The organism is Thermosipho sp. 1070, assembly GCF_001682135.1.
GTDB lineage: Bacteria > Thermotogota > Thermotogae > Thermotogales > Fervidobacteriaceae > Thermosipho > Thermosipho affectus.
Genome location: NZ_CP007121.1, coordinates 77,817 through 93,572, shown reverse-complemented (window position 1 = coordinate 93,572; position 15,756 = coordinate 77,817). Strand labels below are relative to the sequence as shown.

The 15,756-nt window shown below is 30.6% G+C and carries 17 protein-coding genes and 1 riboswitch; of the genes, 13 read left to right on the top strand and 4 right to left on the bottom strand.

Annotation, left to right across the window (positions count from 1 at the left end):
- The first annotated feature begins 9 nt into the window (after positions 1-9).
- Both Y592_RS00475 and Y592_RS00470 read left to right on the top strand, forming a co-directional pair.
- Positions 10-786 (top strand): Rossmann-like domain-containing protein, encoded by a 777-nt coding sequence (locus tag Y592_RS00475; RefSeq protein ID WP_075665126.1) that lies wholly within the window; start codon positions 10-12, stop codon positions 784-786.
- Positions 783-1,649, top strand: coding sequence for a VIT1/CCC1 transporter family protein (locus Y592_RS00470; RefSeq protein WP_077286946.1), 867 nt, complete (start codon positions 783-785; stop codon positions 1,647-1,649). The genes Y592_RS00475 and Y592_RS00470 overlap by 4 nt, the downstream gene beginning before the upstream one ends.
- On the opposite strand, the gene Y592_RS00465 is transcribed toward Y592_RS00470, so the two are convergent.
- Together Y592_RS00465 and Y592_RS00460 are read right to left on the bottom strand one after the other, a co-directional pair.
- The gene (locus Y592_RS00465) at positions 1,626-3,143 is read right to left on the bottom strand and encodes an ABC transporter permease (protein ID WP_233120216.1); all 1,518 of its coding nucleotides are present in this window, start codon (positions 3,141-3,143) and stop codon (positions 1,626-1,628) included. The genes Y592_RS00470 and Y592_RS00465 overlap by 24 nt on opposite strands.
- 5 nt (positions 3,144-3,148) lie before the next feature.
- The gene (locus tag Y592_RS00460; RefSeq protein ID WP_075666662.1) at positions 3,149-4,126 is read right to left on the bottom strand and encodes a thiamine ABC transporter substrate-binding protein; all 978 of its coding nucleotides are present in this window, start codon (positions 4,124-4,126) and stop codon (positions 3,149-3,151) included.
- Between the two features lie 30 nt (positions 4,127-4,156).
- Positions 4,157-4,267, bottom strand: a riboswitch (TPP riboswitch).
- A 208-nt stretch (positions 4,268-4,475) separates the two neighbouring features.
- Between Y592_RS00460 and ffh the strand changes: the two genes are divergently transcribed.
- Genes ffh through lepB form a run of 8 tightly spaced genes read left to right on the top strand, consistent with a single transcriptional unit; the run spans position 4,476 to position 9,374 of the window.
- Positions 4,476-5,783 (top strand): signal recognition particle protein, encoded by a 1,308-nt coding sequence (gene ffh, locus Y592_RS00455; protein WP_075665124.1) that lies wholly within the window; start codon positions 4,476-4,478, stop codon positions 5,781-5,783.
- 23 nt (positions 5,784-5,806) lie between these two features.
- Positions 5,807-6,094, top strand: a complete 288-nt coding sequence (gene rpsP, locus Y592_RS00450) for a 30S ribosomal protein S16 (protein ID WP_075665123.1) — start codon at positions 5,807-5,809, stop codon at positions 6,092-6,094.
- On the top strand, positions 6,091-6,315 hold the full coding sequence (locus Y592_RS00445; RefSeq protein WP_075665122.1) for a KH domain-containing protein: 225 nt from the start codon (positions 6,091-6,093) through the stop codon (positions 6,313-6,315). The genes rpsP and Y592_RS00445 overlap by 4 nt, the downstream gene beginning before the upstream one ends.
- A complete protein-coding gene (gene rimM / locus Y592_RS00440; protein ID WP_075665121.1) occupies positions 6,312-6,848 on the top strand; it encodes a ribosome maturation factor RimM in 537 nt (178 codons plus the stop codon). Before Y592_RS00445 ends, rimM begins: the two co-directional genes overlap by 4 nt.
- Positions 6,845-7,585: a tRNA (guanosine(37)-N1)-methyltransferase TrmD gene (gene trmD, locus Y592_RS00435; RefSeq protein WP_075665120.1), complete on the top strand. Its 741-nt coding sequence runs from the start codon at positions 6,845-6,847 to the stop codon at positions 7,583-7,585. The genes rimM and trmD overlap by 4 nt, the downstream gene beginning before the upstream one ends.
- A complete protein-coding gene (locus Y592_RS00430) occupies positions 7,575-8,141 on the top strand; it encodes an RNA methyltransferase (protein WP_075666661.1) in 567 nt (188 codons plus the stop codon). The genes trmD and Y592_RS00430 overlap by 11 nt, the downstream gene beginning before the upstream one ends.
- A gap of 13 nt (positions 8,142-8,154) precedes the next feature.
- Positions 8,155-8,502 (top strand): 50S ribosomal protein L19, encoded by a 348-nt coding sequence (rplS, locus tag Y592_RS00425; protein ID WP_075665119.1) that lies wholly within the window; start codon positions 8,155-8,157, stop codon positions 8,500-8,502.
- Positions 8,503-8,507: 5 nt separating this feature from the next.
- The gene (gene lepB / locus Y592_RS00420; protein ID WP_075665118.1) at positions 8,508-9,374 is read left to right on the top strand and encodes a signal peptidase I; all 867 of its coding nucleotides are present in this window, start codon (positions 8,508-8,510) and stop codon (positions 9,372-9,374) included.
- 29 nt (positions 9,375-9,403) lie between these two features.
- On the opposite strand, the gene Y592_RS00415 is transcribed toward lepB, so the two are convergent.
- Together Y592_RS00415 and Y592_RS00410 are read right to left on the bottom strand one after the other, a co-directional pair.
- Positions 9,404-11,887 carry a glycogen/starch/alpha-glucan phosphorylase gene (locus Y592_RS00415; RefSeq protein ID WP_075665117.1) on the bottom strand — a complete coding sequence of 828 codons (2,484 nt, stop codon included), beginning with the start codon at positions 11,885-11,887 and terminating at the stop codon, positions 9,404-9,406.
- 141 nt (positions 11,888-12,028) lie between these two features.
- Complete coding sequence (locus tag Y592_RS00410) at positions 12,029-13,387, bottom strand: Do family serine endopeptidase (protein WP_075665116.1); 1,359 nt, start codon at positions 13,385-13,387, stop codon at positions 12,029-12,031.
- 154 nt (positions 13,388-13,541) lie between these two features.
- On the opposite strand from Y592_RS00410, the gene Y592_RS00405 reads away from it, so the two are divergent.
- Genes Y592_RS00405 through Y592_RS00395 form a run of 3 tightly spaced genes read left to right on the top strand, consistent with a single transcriptional unit; the run spans position 13,542 to position 15,752 of the window.
- Complete coding sequence (locus Y592_RS00405) at positions 13,542-14,600, top strand: tetratricopeptide repeat protein (protein ID WP_075665115.1); 1,059 nt, start codon at positions 13,542-13,544, stop codon at positions 14,598-14,600.
- On the top strand, positions 14,585-15,283 hold the full coding sequence (locus Y592_RS00400; protein ID WP_075665114.1) for a prepilin peptidase: 699 nt from the start codon (positions 14,585-14,587) through the stop codon (positions 15,281-15,283). Before Y592_RS00405 ends, Y592_RS00400 begins: the two co-directional genes overlap by 16 nt.
- A 1-nt stretch (position 15,284) precedes the next feature.
- Complete coding sequence (locus tag Y592_RS00395; RefSeq protein WP_232218196.1) at positions 15,285-15,752, top strand: lytic transglycosylase domain-containing protein; 468 nt, start codon at positions 15,285-15,287, stop codon at positions 15,750-15,752.
- Positions 15,753-15,756: the final 4 nt, after the last annotated feature.

The window sequence follows — 15,756 nt, the reverse complement described above, 5'->3', positions numbered from 1 at the left end:
AGGGATTTTATGAAAATTTCGGAAGTGTTGTTTAATGAGGCATTTGAGTTTGTAGATAATTCTGTTTTTTTGGAAGATTATATAATTGGATATGGTTTAACTGCTGCGTTGTTAAGTGATGGTAGATGTGGTGTTAGTTACACATTAAGAGAAGATACACTTGGAAAATGTGAAGAGTTTTTTAAATGTACTTCAAGTACGGGTAATCCAGTAAGTAAAATAGATGTTGGAATGGGTGTAAGAGAAATTTTGAAAATAGGGGCATTTTCCCCTGATCCTTTGACAAGATCAGTGGCATATGCGGTATTAAATTCCGTTTTTTATTATGATGAAAGTAAATATCTGAAAGGAGACATAACTAAGTTTTTAGATGTATCTTTTGATGACACGGTAGGAGTTGTTGGAAAAATAGAACCATTAATTGAATATCTTAAACCTGTTGCTTGGGATGTTTTAGTTTTTGATAGGAATAGGAATAGTGATGATGTGCTTCCAGATTGGGCTATAGTTGATCTTTTGCCTAAGTGTACAGTAGTAATCATAACTGGTGCAACAGTTGTTAATGGAACAATAGATTGGATTTTAAAATATGTAAATACAAAAAGGGTTATTATTGTAGGACCATCTACACCACTTGTGGAAAAAATACCGGTGAAATTCCTTGCTGGAGTAAGAGTTTTAGATTCAAAAAAATTATTTAAATTAATTGCACATGGTGCTGGAACAAGGAAAATAATTGCCGAAAAATTAGTTGAAAAAGTTGTAATAAAAGGAGGGATATTTTGACAAAAAAGTTGAGAAAAATTTTATATGGTTTTCAAAGAAATGAAATTACAGAATTTTATGTCTATAAATTTTTGTCAAAGATTTCTAAAAATAAAAATAGTAAAGTTCTTAGAAAAATTGCAGAAGATGAATTTAGACACTATAACATTTTAAAAAAATATTCGAAAAAAGATCTTCATCCGAATTATTTGAAAATAATTTGGCATATCTTTGTTTACTTTATTTTGGGATTAACTTTCTCTTTGAATGCTATGGAAAAGGCGGAAGAAAAAGCCCAAAAAAATTATTTGATGTTAAAAGATGAAATACCGGAAATTGAAAAAATAATATTAGATGAAGATTTACATGAAAAAGAGTTACTAAAGCTTATCGACGAAGAAAGGATAAAATATATTAGTTCAATGGTTTTGGGATTAAATGATGCTCTTGTTGAATTAACAGGAACACTCGCAGGATTAACTTTTGCATTTCAAAATTCAAAATTGGTTGCCCTTTCAGGTGTGATAACTGGTATTGCAGCATCATTTTCAATGTCTGCTTCCGAATATTTATCACAAAGGTCTGATCCAAATTCACAAAATCCATTAAAATCTGCTATTTATACAGGTATTGCTTACATTTTTACAGTATTTTTATTGGTTATGCCATATATATTGGTACCTAATCCATTTTTTGCTTTAATTTTCTTGCTGGTTATTGCATTAGTAATTATTTTGTTCTTTTCATATTTTGTTTCAATAGTTCAAAATAAGAGTTTTAAAGGTTATTTTTCTGAAATGTTTTTAATTAGTTTTGGAGTTATGGGTTTGTCTTTTATAATAGGAATTATTGCTAAGATGTTATTTAATATAGACATTCTTTAGTTTTTTATTTCTTAAATATTCAATTGTTGAGAATAAAAGAATAACTATAAATGAATAAATTGTGTTTAAGGCTCTTGCTTCTGGAATTTTTCTGGAACTTAAGAGTCTATATATGGATATAGATAGGGTTGAAACTGGTGGGTTGCTTAATGTTATAGTTGCAGACATTTCACCTATTGATAATGTGAAAGCGTATACAAAAGCTGTTAGTAGATGGTATTTAATTTGTGGAAACCTTATTTTTAAGTTTAAATTAAATGTATTTGCACCGTCTATTTTAGCTGCTTCGATAGAGTATGGATCAATTGTTTTCCAACCACTTGAGATTATTCCATATACTATTGGAAGCGAAATTAACGAATATATTACAAGAATTGAAATGTATTGACTAATATTTAGAGATACATATGAGAAAGCAAGAGTAACTGGAGAAATTGATGCGGGTAAAAACATTAGATATTGAAGCTTTTGGATTTTATAAAAAGAGCTTATTATTGAGATAATTATTGAAATAATTGAAGAGATTATACTAAAAGAGATTGTATATACAAACATAGATGAAAAAGTGGTACCAATGTATCTTTTTAAATTTAATGATAAAAGTCTTTTAAAATTTTCTATTCCAAATCCTCCACCGTAGTTTATAAATCCTGAAAGAACGGAATATGTTAGTGGGATGAATATGATTGCAATGGTTAAAATTATATAAAAATATCCCCAAGTTGGGAATTTTTCTTTTAAAGAAGTTCCATTGAGAAATTCAAACTTTTCAAATGAAAGCATATATGAAACTACAGAGATGAATAAGATTTGAAAAAATGAAAGTGAAAGAGCACTTTTAAAATCAAAGAGTATTTTTGTATACATATATATGGAAACTTCAATAGTTGAATATTTTATTCCACCAAGTATTAAAACAACTGAAAAACTTGTAAAAGTATAGACATAAGTTAAAAGAAATGCTTTTAAAATTGATGGAGTTAAAATTGGAAGTTCCACTTTCCAAAAAATTCTATGTTGTTTCGCACCATCTATTTTTGCTGCTTCAACTAAACTTGCATCTATCTTTTCCCATGTTTCTCCAACTATCCTTATGAAAAGTGGAAAGTTATAGAAGACATGTCCTAGAATTACAGCGGTGAATGTATACAAAATTTTCCTATCAAATCCTAGTATTCCCAATAACTTAGTTAAGAGTCCATTTCTTCCAAAAGCCATTAAAAATCCAATGCTCATGGTAACACCAGGTAAAATAAAAGGAATTGATGACAATATTCTAAAAATAGATTTTAAAAATGGATGTGTTTTTGTTCTGGCAACAATGTATGCACCGGGTAGTCCAAGAAGCAATGTAAAAATCGATGAAACAATTGCTTGGGTTATAGTAAATTTGATAACATTTGAGTGATCTTTTATAGCGGAAAAGTTTATTCCACCAAATTTATAAAATAGAAAAAATAGGGGGACAAAAAGTCCCCCAATAACATATAACAAAGGAATTACCCACCAATAATTTCTTTTGACCATTCTTTTAATATCTCCTCTTGTTTTTCATATAAATTGGGATTTATTTTCAAAATTTTTTCCATTCTTGGCACATATTTAAATGCGTCTGGAATACTGACATTAGTTACAGGAAGCATCCATTGATTTAATGGAATTTTTTCTTGAAAATTGTCCATTAATACAAACTCTAAAAATCTTTTTGCAAGTTCCATGTTTTTTGCACCTTTTACTATTGCAGCATATTCAACTTGTACAAATGCTCCTTCTTTCATAATTACTGGTACATATGTAATTTTACCATAGTTGTAATAACTATATGCACCATCTGTGGCGTAACTTACCATGATATCTGCTTCACCAGTTTCGAGCATCTCAAACGCTTCATCCCAGCCAGGTGTTATTGTTAGTATGTTTTCTTTAAATTTTTTCCAAAAATCTAAATAGTTATCTCCATAGACAGCGATTGTCCACAACAAAAAACTAATTCCTGTGCTTGAAGTGCGTGGATCTTCCACAACTATTCTGTTTTTGAACTCTTTTTTTAATAAATCCGAAAAACTTTTCGGTGGATTTTTTACAGTGTTTTTGTTGTAAACTATTGCAATGGCACCAAAATCAAACGGTACACCGTATTCATCTTTTAATTCTGGATATTTTAATAAAGAATAATTTATCGGTGAATATTTTTCAAGTAACCCTTCTTTTTTTGCCCTATGTAGTAAAGCCTGATCAAGTCCTATTATTACGTCTGCTTTTTGCTTATCTTTTTCTAATATTAACCTTGCTAATACGGCTCCGGCATCTCCGAAAGATCTAAGATCGACTTTGCAATCATACATTTTTTCAAAAATTGGAATTACCTCATAACCAATCCCTGAGACGAAACTATCGTATGTGTAAATTACCAATGTTTGGGTAGAAAAATAAAGTACTCCAATTAGAACAAACAAGCTTACAATATATTTTTTCATTTTTTCACCTCCTAAAAAAAATCCCTCCTTTTGGAGGGTATTTCCCATCCCTCCGCCAGTATTATCTGGGTCAGGTTCAAAGGGTCGAAGGTTTCCACCTTCCTCTCAGCCCCGGAATATGGAGCTCCCCTTGGGTTAATTCTATTATACATCAGGTTGATTAATTCAAAAACATAAATTTTTACGTAAATGTTAAAACTATTCGATGTGTTAAGTTAAGCAATCGAACTGGTGTAATTTATTTGTTACATATAATTTTGTGTTTGTTTTCAAAGTTGTACAAAAATTTAATTGAAAAAAGGAAAAAGTATAATATACTAAATTAGGAAGAAAAAGGAAGGTGATTTATTTGTTCGAGGGACTACAAGAAAAACTTTCAAAGGCGTTTAAAAGTTTATCTGGAAAAGGAAAAATTACGGAAAAAAATATTAAAGAAGCTATTAGAATAGTAAAGCTTTCTTTGCTGGAAGCTGATGTTAATTATAAAGTGGTAAAAGAATTTATAGATGAAGTAAAGAAGAAAGCGTTAGGAGAAGAAGTCTTGAGATCTTTGACTCCTGATCAAATGTTTATTAAGATTTTGAAAGATGAATTAATTAGATTAATGGGGGAAAAATCGCAATTGCAAATGATTCATTCTCCTTCATATATTATGATGGTTGGATTGCAAGGAAGTGGTAAGACAACGAGTGCGGCTAAAATTGCAAATTTACTTAAAAAAAGAGGTAGAAAACCATATTTAGTCGCAGCAGATACCTATAGACCTGCGGCTATTGATCAATTGATAACTTTGGGTAAAAGGATAGACGTACCTGTCTACTATGGTGATAAAAAAAATCCAATTAAAATAGTAAAAGGGGCTTTAAAAGAAGTAAAAGATAGTGGATATGATGTAGTAATATTTGATACTGCTGGGAGATTGCACATAGATGAAGAAATGATGTCCGAATTGGTGGAAATTAAAGATATTTTAAACCCGGATGAAATTTTGATGGTAGTTGATGCAATGACTGGGCAAGATGCGGTAAACTCTGCTAAAACTTTTGATGAAAGGCTAGATGTCACGGGATTTGTGGTAACAAAGATGGATGGTGATGCAAGGGGCGGAGTGATTTTATCAATTAGATATGTTACACAAAAACCTGTGAAATTTATTGGAACCGGTGAAAAAATAGAGGACCTTGAGGAGTTTTATCCAGAAAGAATTGCAAGTAGGATATTGGGGCTTGGGGATGTTTTGACGTTAATTGAAAAGGCAGAGCAGGAACTTGATAAAGAAAAAATGAAAAATTTAGGAAAGAAAATGATAAATGCGGAGTTTACCTTGGAAGATTTTCAAGAACAGTTGAAGGAAATAAAAAAACTTGGTTCTCTTTCAAAAATTATTGATCTTTTACCAGGTGCCCCGAAGGTTGATTTAGATCAAGGTGAAAAAGAATTAAAAATAACAGAGGCGATAATAAATTCAATGACTCCTGAGGAAAGAAGAAATCCCAAGATACTTAATGCAAGCAGAAAGAAAAGGATTGCAAAAGGTAGTGGAACTAGTGTACAAGAAGTTAATAAATTAATAAAAAACTATGAGGAAATGAAAAAAATGATGAAAATGTTTAAAAAAGGAAAGTTACCATTTAATTTAAGAGGTTTTAAATTATAAAAATTTGTATGGAGGTGTTTAGTGTGGTAAGGATTAGGTTAACACGTATGGGTAAAAAGAAACAACCATTTTACAGAATTGTGGTAGTTGATCAAAGAAAAAGAAGAGATGGTGCATACATTGAAAGTTTGGGATATTATGATCCTATTAAGGACCCTTATGTTTTAAATGTTGATGTAGATAAGGCAGTTGATTGGATTTTAAAAGGTGCACAACCAAGCCAAACGGCAAGAAACCTTTTGAGAAAGGCAGGGGTCTTTAAAAAAGTTGATGAAATAAAAAATGTAAAAAAGAAGGAGGCTAATCAATGAAAGAGCTCCTTGAGTACATACTCAAGGGGATTGTAAAAAATCCCGAAGAGGTAGTTGTTTTGGAATTTAATGAGGATGGAAAAAGAATATTTGAAATATCGGTAAATTCCGAAGATGTTGGGCAAGTTATTGGAAAGGATGGAAGAACAATAAAGTCAATTAAGATACTTTTATCTTCAATAACCGATGAAAATGATTTTATTTTGAAGGTGGTAAGATGATTAAGACTCTCCATGAGCTTTTAAAAGACAAAGTCCCAGTTGCAATACTTGGGAAAACGCACGGGCTTGGTGGAGAGTTAAGGTTGTTACCATTAACTAATATACCTGAAGTTATTGAATCTTTAGATGAAGTTTTTATATATAACGAAAAGGTAAAAAAGTTTCTATTTGGTAGAATCTCATACATGGTATTGTCAAATGGTTATTACATTGTGAAAATTAAGGGAATTGATTCTGTGAATGACGCTAAAAAATTTGTGGGGTCTAAACTTTATATTGAAAAAAGTATGTTGCCATCTTTAAAAGATGATGAGTATTATTTTTACGAAATTTTAGGTTTAAATGTCTTTGATGAGAATGGTAAGAACATAGGAAAAGTTGATGAGATTATACAAACGGGTAGTAACGATGTTCTTGTAATAAATAAGGATACCGAAAATGAACTTATGATACCTGTTATTAAGGACTATGTTGTTTTAATTGACAAGAAAGATAGAAAGATAGTTGTCAGGCTTCCGGAGTGGTTAGGGTGAAAATAAGTATTTTAACCATCTTTCCTGAGATGGTAAGTGTAATAAAAAAATATGGAGTAATCTCCAAAGCGGTGGAGAATAAGATTTTAGATATCCAAATATTTAATCTTAGAGACTTTACAAATGATAAACATAAGGTTGTTGATGATTACCCTTTTGGTGGTGGCCCAGGAATGGTTATGAAGCCCGAGCCTTTTTTTAGGTTTTTTGAGTATTTTAATAAAGAATTTGGAAAGCCTTATACAATTTTAACCTCGCCACAGGGAGAAACGTTAAATAACGAAATTGTAAAAGAATTGAGTTGTGAAAAAAATGTTCTTATAATTTGTGGAAGGTATGAGGGAATTGACGAAAGAGTAATGAGTTTTGTTGATAGAGAAATTTCAATAGGTGATTATGTTTTAACTGGCGGGGAACTACCAGCTATGATCATTGCAGATGCAATTTCAAGATTTGTTCCAGAAGTCATAGATAAAGATTCGGTTGAGCAAGAATCTTTTAACACGGGAATACTTGATCATCCACATTACACAAGACCGAGAGAAATAAATGGTTTAAAGGTTCCAGAAGTTCTACTAAGTGGAGACCACAATAAAATAGAAATTTGGAGACGTAAAATGGCGTTAAAAAAGACTATGGAGAAAAGACCGGATTTGTTCTTTAATAAAGAATTTGATAAGCTTGATAAAGTTGCGTTGCTGGAGTTGTTTAGGGAGTTGATTGATGGTGTTAGATAAAATTTATCTCGCTTTAATTCATTATCCAATTTTAGGAAGAGATGGTAAGATTATATCTACAGCTGTTACAAATTTAGATATACATGACATTGCAAGGACTTGTAGGACTTACAATATTAAAAAGTACTATCTTGTGAATAACTTACCTGCCCAACAAGATATAGTAAAGAAAGTTTTGGCATATTGGCGAGAGGGATTTGGAAAAGAGTACAATCCCAATCGTTCAGAGGCCTTATCATTAGTTAAGTTAATGAGTTATTATGAGGATGTTATTGAAGATATAGAAAATATTGAAAAAGAGAAACCTATCATCATGTTTACATCTGCCAAATGGCGCGAAAATACTATAACATTTGATGAAGGAAAAGAAATGATTTTGAGAAGTGATAAACCTATTTTAATTTTATTTGGTACTGGTTGGGGTATGCCAGATGAGATTTTAGAGCAATGTGATTATGCATTAGAGCCTGTAAGAGGAAAATCCGATTTTAATCATCTTTCTGTGCGGGCTGCTGTTGCAATAATACTTGATAGGTTAATAGGAGAGAATGTATAAAGGAGGGATTTATATGAGTATGGATAACCTTATTAGAATTATTGAAAAGAATCAAATTAAAGAGGTGCCAGAATTTAGACCTGGAGATACTGTAAAAGTATATGTTAAATTTAAAGAAGGCAACAAAGAAAGAACACAAGCTTTTGAGGGAATTGTAATTTCTTTAAGAGGTTCTGGTATTGGAAAAACATTTACAGTTAGGAGAATTGGTGCTAATGGTGTGGGTGTTGAAAGAATCTTTCCACTGTATGCACCGATAATTCAAAAAATTGAGGTTGTCAGGCGTGGTAAAGTTAGAAGGGCAAAACTATATTACTTGAGAAACATCCGCGGAAAGGTGAAAATTAAGGAGAGAAGGTAATTTAAATGAAAAAAAGCCCTTCAAAAATCTTTAAGGATACAGTTATTACGCTTGTTTATGCTATAGTTGCAGCTACAATTATTAGGCTGTTTGTTTTTGAAACTATGATGGTCCCCACAGGTTCTATGATACCAACTATTAACATTGGGGACCGCCTTTTTATTGAAAAAATAACTTTTCAAGCGAGAGAACCTGAAATAGGTGAAATAACAGTATTTTGGACGCCTTTCCGCGATGAGAGAGCTCAACAGATGCTTAGAGCGTTTGATAAATTTATGGATTTGTTTTCCCCAAAGGAATTTAAAGGACATGTAAAATATGTAAAAAGGCTTGTGGCAAAAGAAGGCGATGTTATTACGTTAAAGTTAGTTGATGGTAAATGGAAACTATTTGTTAATGGAGAGATTCCAGAAAATTTAAGGGATGTTAATTACTTACCTGAAGGTGTTTTTGAATATCCGGAACTTTGGAATTATTTAGATAAGGCTAGTAGATTGAGAAATAATCAAACAGAATATAGGAAATTTCTCTATGAACTTGCTTTGAAAAAAGGTTCAAAATTTGCCAATATAGTTTTTAGTATAGTTGGCGGAATGGAACCAGTGAAATACGGTATCCCGTATTATGAATATGTGGATAAATATTTAAAACCAAAGAATATAAATTTTGAAGATTATATATGGAAAAAAAATGGGCAAGTCTTTGTAAAAATACCAAGCGGTTTCTACTTTTTTATGGGAGATAATTCTAGGGAAAGCTTAGATAGTAGATATTTTGGATTCGTTCCCAAAGAAGCTGTTATTGGAAGACCTATATTGAGAATTTGGCCATTGAAAAATTTTGGACCAGTTCAACCAATTGGGATAAAATAAAGGCTCCTTTTAAGGAGCCTTTATTTTTATTATTTCACATTCCAAATATCCTTTGCGTATTCCATTATCGTTCTATCACTTGAGAAAATGCCGACTCTTGCAACGTTTAGTAATGCTTTTTTATTCCAAAGATATTTATCTCTATATGTTATGTCTATTTCTTTATGTCTAGTTTTATAACTGTCAAAATCTGCAAGTAGCATATATTCATCTGCTTGTGAGCCATTTAAACCAAATAATAACGCTTGAAATATATCTTTAAACAAGTCAGGATTCTCTTTGTTGAAGAATCCATTGTTTATAGCATCTAGTATTTTTCTAATATTTTCATTTCTCAAGTATATGTCATATGGATTGTAAAGCCTACTTTCTTTTAGTTTTTGGACTTGTTCTGCAGTTAATCCGAATATAAAGATATTTTCATCACCAACGCATTCTTTTATCTCGATATTTGCACCATCAAGTGTTCCAATGGTCAATGCCCCGTTTAATGCAAATTTCATATTCCCAGTACCTGATGCTTCTTTTCCAGCAGTTGATATTTGTTCACTTACATTTGCGGCTGGTATTATTATTTCTGCAAGAGATACGTTATAATTTGGTATAAATACAACTTTTATTTTATCGTTTATTTCTTTGTCATTATTTACTATGTCTGCTACACTGTTTATCAGTTTTATTATCAACTTTGCCATTCTATATCCTGGTGCAGCTTTTGCGCCAAAGATAAATGTTCTAGGATAGATATCAATATTTGGATTTTCTTTTAAAGTCTGGTAAAGATATATAATATGCATCACATTGAGAAGCTGTCTTTTATATTCGTGGAGCCTTTTTACTTGTACATCAAAGATAGATTCAGGATCTACATTTATACCTAATTCCTTTTTTATATAGTTTGAAAGTTGTTTTTTGTTATGTTGTTTTACTTCAAAGAACTTATCTAAAAAGTTTTTGTCATTTGCATAGGCTTCAAGATTTTTTAGATAGTCTAGGTTTATAATCCAATTATCTCCAAGTGTTTCATTAATTAGATTTGAAAGATTTGGATTGCATTGCAATAACCATCTTCTTTGAGTAATTCCATTGGTTTTATTATTGAATTTTTTTGGCCATATTTCGTAAAAATCTTTAAAAACACTGTTTTTAAGTATTTCTGTGTGTAATTTAGATACACCATTAATTGAAAAAGAGCCAACTATTGATAAATTAGCCATTCTGACTTGCTTTACATGTCCTTCTTCAAAAATAGAAACATTCCTTATTTTATCAATGTTTCCACTAAATATTTTATTTGCGTTATCTAAAAACCTTGCATTTATTTCGTATAAAATCTCAAGATGTCTTGGAAGCAGCCTTTCCAAAAGATGTACTTCCCATTTTTCCAAAGCTTCTGGCATAACTGTATGATTTGTATATGCAAAAGTTTTAGTGGTAATTTTCCATGCTTTTTCCCAAGATAATTTTTCTTCATCAACTAAAATTCTCATTAATTCTGGAATAGCAAGTGCTGGATGTGTATCATTTAGCTGGATTACGTTTTTATCTGGGAATATATCAAAATTGTTTCCAAATTGTTTTTTAAATCTTCTTATAATATCTTGTATGGAGGCTGAAACAAAGAAGTATTCTTGTTTTAGTCTTAGCTCTCTCCCTGCGTAAAAAGCATCGTTTGGATATAACACTTTGGAGATTGCACTTGCAATTGCTTGAGATTCAACGGATTTTATATAATTTCCTTTTTGAAAATTGTCAAAATCAAATTCATTGATTGGCCTTGCAGACCAAAGTCTTAATGTATTTGCAACTTCATTTCCATATCCAATTATCGGTGTGTCATAGGGAACCGCTAAAATATCGTATGTATCTACCCATCTAAATCTTAAATTTCCATCTTTGTCTTTGTAACTCTCTGTTTTTCCAAAGAATTTAATTTTTACGCTTCTATCTTTTCTTTCGATTTCCCATGGATTCCCATTTTTGAGCCAATCATCTGGTAGTTCAACTTGAAAACCATCTTTGATTATTTGTTTAAATATACCATATTCGTACCTTATACCGTAACCATATCCAGGTATACCAAGCGTGGCAATAGAATCTAGAAAACACGCTGCAAGTCTTCCAAGTCCGCCATTTCCCAATCCTGCATCGGGCTCAATTTCGGCTATTTCTTCTAATTTTAGATTTAAATCTTGCATCGCTTTTTTTACGTCATCGTAGATTTGTAAGTTTAATAGGTTATTGTAAAGTAGTCTACCAATTAAGAATTCAATTGAGAAATAATAAACTCTTTTGGTATCAGGATTTTCAAAGTATTTTTTTTGAGTTTGCAACCATTTTTCTACTACTTGGTCTTTAACCAAGAGTGCAAGTGCATTATACTTGTCCCATGATGTTGCATTTTCAAGTGTTTTTCCAAGGGTTAGATTGATGTGATCTAAATAGTTTTCTTTGATGAGTCCTTTAGAAGTTCTAAACCTTTTATCTTCTTTTATCTTTTTAGTAACTCCCATTTTGAAAACCTCCATTCGGAATCGTTTCCAGTAGATTTGACATTTAAATTCTATCATTTTTTGTTATGAAATGTCAAGGAATAAAAAGAATTACGAAGATTTTTGATGATAAAAAAAAATCCTGGCTTTTTAGCCAGGATTTCAGTAACCAAATGAAAAGACACCAGTAGCACCTTTATAAAAGTAGAATAAAGCCACATAGTCACCTTTTTTAACCTTTGAAATTGTTTCATTCCAATCGTTTAAATTTTTAATATTATAAACTTTTCCGTTTATTGCAATTTTGTATATTATTGTTCCTTCTTTTATAAAATTGTTTTTGCTGTTTATAACCAATACTCCTTTAATTTTTTCTGGTATTTGGTATTCTTCTCTATCAGAATTTGTAATTTCTTTAACTGTTATTCCTATGAATTCTTTCGTTTCAATGGTCTCTTTTTTATTTTCAGATTTTCCAAGGACTACTTCAAGTTCAATTTCTTTTCCTTTTCTATTTATTTTTATCTTTATTTTTGAACCTGGTGTATAATTATGGATAATTGAAGCAAGTTCACTAGCGGTAGTTACAGACAGATTTTCAACTTCAGTGATAACATCTCCTTCTTTTAATCCTGCTTTTTCTGCTGGAGAATTTTCGATAACTTGTGAAATATATACCCCTTTATTTACTTTAAGTCCAAGAGCCTTTGCAAGTTCATTTGTAACAGTCTGCATGTATACACCTAAATATGCTTTTTCTGCCTTTCCAGTTTTTATTATACTTTCAATGAATCTTTTTGCAGTATTAATCGGTATTGCAAATCCAATATTCATTGCTTCAGAAGGGGCTATTATAGCGGTATTAATTCCTATAACTTGACCGTGAATATTTAATAATGGACCTCCACTATTTCCAGGGTTAATCGCAGCATCAGTTTGGATAAGATTTGTGTAGTATCCGCTATTATCTGGTTTGGGGATTTTCCTACCTGTTGCTGAAATAACACCTACTGTTACAGTGTGTTGGAATCCAAGAGGATTACCAATTGCTATTGCCCATTCACCAATTTTTAATTTATCGGAATTACCAAATTCCAAAGTTGGAATTTCTTTGTTTTTTGGAGTTATTTTAAGTATGGCAATATCTAATTCTCTATCTCCACCAATATATTCTGCTTTAAACTCTGTACCATCCAATAGAGTTACCTTTATATCTTCAGCACCGTCTACAACATGAAAGTTTGTTAAAATGTATCCTTCTTTATCAAAAATAAATCCTGAACCTAAACTTGTACCTTTTTGTTGATATTGTTTTGGTATATCTCCAAACCATCTTTTAAAGAAATCTTCTATAAATGGATCAATATACGAAGTTGAGTAAACCGTTGCTTCAATTTTAACGACGGCTGGAGCTGCCGCTTCTACAACATTTGTAATAGGACTTTCGTAATTTTGGTTTACAAATCCCAATGTTAAAATTGACAAAGTGACAAAGAATACTACAACTAAACTTTTTTTCATGTTTTTCACCTCCTGAGATTATTAGTAATTATCTTCAATTACCATCTTATTTGACTAATTTGTAACTTTTTTAGTTCTAAAATATAGTTTTCGAATTTTACATGTTGTGTTATAATGTAAATAGAAAGTAACAAGATTTTTGGAGGTGATAATTATGAAGGTAGAAATGATGGTAAAAGATAAAACATTAATTTTAACAGATGAGACTCCTTTCTTTATAATGTTGAGAGATTTGTTTTATGGTGGAGATTGGTATAACATGAAGAAGGATTTTACCGAATTTGTAAATGAAATTGAAGATTTGGAATTTATTGAAAAAAATATCACTATTTTAGGTGAAGCATTTTATGGTCCAATTATTTGGTCAGAGATTATTGCATTTTTAAATAAAAGAAATATACATCCTGATAAGTTTGAGCATGGTACGGTTGATGGATTATATGAACTTGCAATAGAGTATGCTGATAAGGATTTACTTGGTGATGCGAAAAATATTTTAGAATTTGCACTTAAGATTGATAAAAATTTTGCTCCTGCATACGAATTTTTGGGAACTATATTAATTGAACATGGGAATTTTGATGAGGGAATAAAGTTTTTAAATAGAGCTATTGAAGTTGATCCTTGGCTTGTTCAGGCGTATTCTACTCTTGGTGAAGTGTATTATAATAAAGGAGAATATGATAAGGCGATTGGTTATTGGTTGAAAGAGATAGAATATTCACCAAATGATATTTTTACTTATTTTATGATTGCAGATGCATATACTAGATCCAAAAATTATGAGAAGGCAATTGAAATTTTAAATAGATTAATTGAAATTGATAATGATAATGTAATTGCAATGTATGAACTTTCACAAATATACAGAGAGATTGGAAAAGAAAAGGAAGCAGAGATTGTAGAGCAGGAAATTTTAAATTCCAAGCCAAGCGATCCAAATGGAATGGAAATTTGGGCTAAAATAAAAATGAAATATGGAAAGTACGAAGAAATTGTAAAAGCTATTGAACCAATGATAGATGAATCTATTGAATCATTACATCTCAAAGCTTTATTGATAGTTCCATATATAAAATTAGGTAAAACTGAAAAAGCCAGAAAATTTTATGAGGAGCTAAAACAAAATGATTTTTGGTACTTGTTTGGTAAAAAGGAAATTTTTGATAAATATTTAACAAATAAGGAGAAACAATTGTGTGGTATTTCGTAAATTTTGTTTTGGGAGTGATATTCGGGAGCTTTTTAAATGTAATATTATATAGAAGCGTGGAGGGATTAAAGGTTAACGATCCTCCACGTTCTTTTTGCCCTTATTGCAAAGTGGAAATTAAGTGGTATGATAATATACCACTTTTAAGTTATATTTTATTGGGTGGAAGGTGTAGGAATTGTGGAGTTAAAATACCTTTCAGGTACTTCTTTGTTGAGCTTTTTACAGGTATTATGTTTTTAGTACATAGTGTATTTTTCACAAGATTTGAAAGTTTAATTTTAGATATAATGATTTTTTCAGTTGTTGTAGTGGTTTATGTTGATATGAAAATTTTGATGATACCAGATTTTACTTGGGTTTTGTTATGGATTTCAGCAATTTTGGATTTAATTAGAAATCAGTATTTTTGGTATTTAAGAATAGTTTCTCTAACTTTAATGTTGAGTATATTTTTACTCTTGAAGAAATTTTATAAAGATGAATTAGGAGAAGGCGATATCTACTTAATTGTCCCTTTTTCATTTTTGCTAAGTCTACCATTTTCAATTTATCATTTACTCCTTTCGTCTGTTTTGGGTTTGTTATTTTCATTGATTAGAAAGAAAAAAATAATACCATTTGGACCATTTATTTCAATTTCTGGATATTTATTGTATTTTTTTATGTTAAAATATTTTTGAGGTGTTTAATTTGAGAATATTTATGTTTTTTGTTTCAGTAATTTGTCTATTTTTTTTGTTTTGGTTATTTAAAAATTTTCCGTATAAATATACTGAATATTTTCCAGAAACAATTTTTGATAAGCTCTTGATATTAAGCATTATAAAAGTTGAGAGTAGTTTTATAAAAGATGCTGTTTCTCCGCTTGGTGCCTATGGTTTAATGCAGGTAATGCCACAAACTTCTGAGTGGATTAATAAAAAGTTTGATAAAAATTACAATCTTTATGTTCCAAAGGATAATATACAATTGGGAATAAAATATCTTGAGTATCTGTATGAACTTAACGGTAATTTAGCGGATGCTTTAATTGGTTATAATACAGGCCCACATGCATCAAAAGAGGTTAAAGAAAGTGCTGGTAAAAGATACTTAAAGAAAGTCTATACTGCGTATTATATTTATAAATTTTTATATCGAGGTGATTGATTTG

Excerpts from the sequence above, each read along its gene's own strand:
- Y592_RS00410 (WP_075665116.1), bottom strand. The coding sequence starts at position 13,387 with ATGAAAAAAAGTTTAGTTGTAGTATTCTTTGTCACTTTGTCAATTTTA.
- Y592_RS00415 (WP_075665117.1), bottom strand. The coding sequence starts at position 11,887 with ATGGGAGTTACTAAAAAGATAAAAGAAGATAAAAGGTTTAGAACTTCT.
- rimM (WP_075665121.1), top strand. The coding sequence starts at position 6,312 with ATGATTAAGACTCTCCATGAGCTTTTAAAAGACAAAGTCCCAGTTGCA.
- lepB (WP_075665118.1), top strand. The coding sequence starts at position 8,508 with ATGAAAAAAAGCCCTTCAAAAATCTTTAAGGATACAGTTATTACGCTT.
- Y592_RS00405 (WP_075665115.1), top strand. The coding sequence starts at position 13,542 with ATGAAGGTAGAAATGATGGTAAAAGATAAAACATTAATTTTAACAGAT.
- Y592_RS00445 (WP_075665122.1), top strand. The coding sequence starts at position 6,091 with ATGAAAGAGCTCCTTGAGTACATACTCAAGGGGATTGTAAAAAATCCC.
- Y592_RS00460 (WP_075666662.1), bottom strand. The coding sequence starts at position 4,126 with ATGAAAAAATATATTGTAAGCTTGTTTGTTCTAATTGGAGTACTTTAT.
- rplS (WP_075665119.1), top strand. The coding sequence starts at position 8,155 with ATGAGTATGGATAACCTTATTAGAATTATTGAAAAGAATCAAATTAAA.
- Y592_RS00475 (WP_075665126.1), top strand. The coding sequence starts at position 10 with ATGAAAATTTCGGAAGTGTTGTTTAATGAGGCATTTGAGTTTGTAGAT.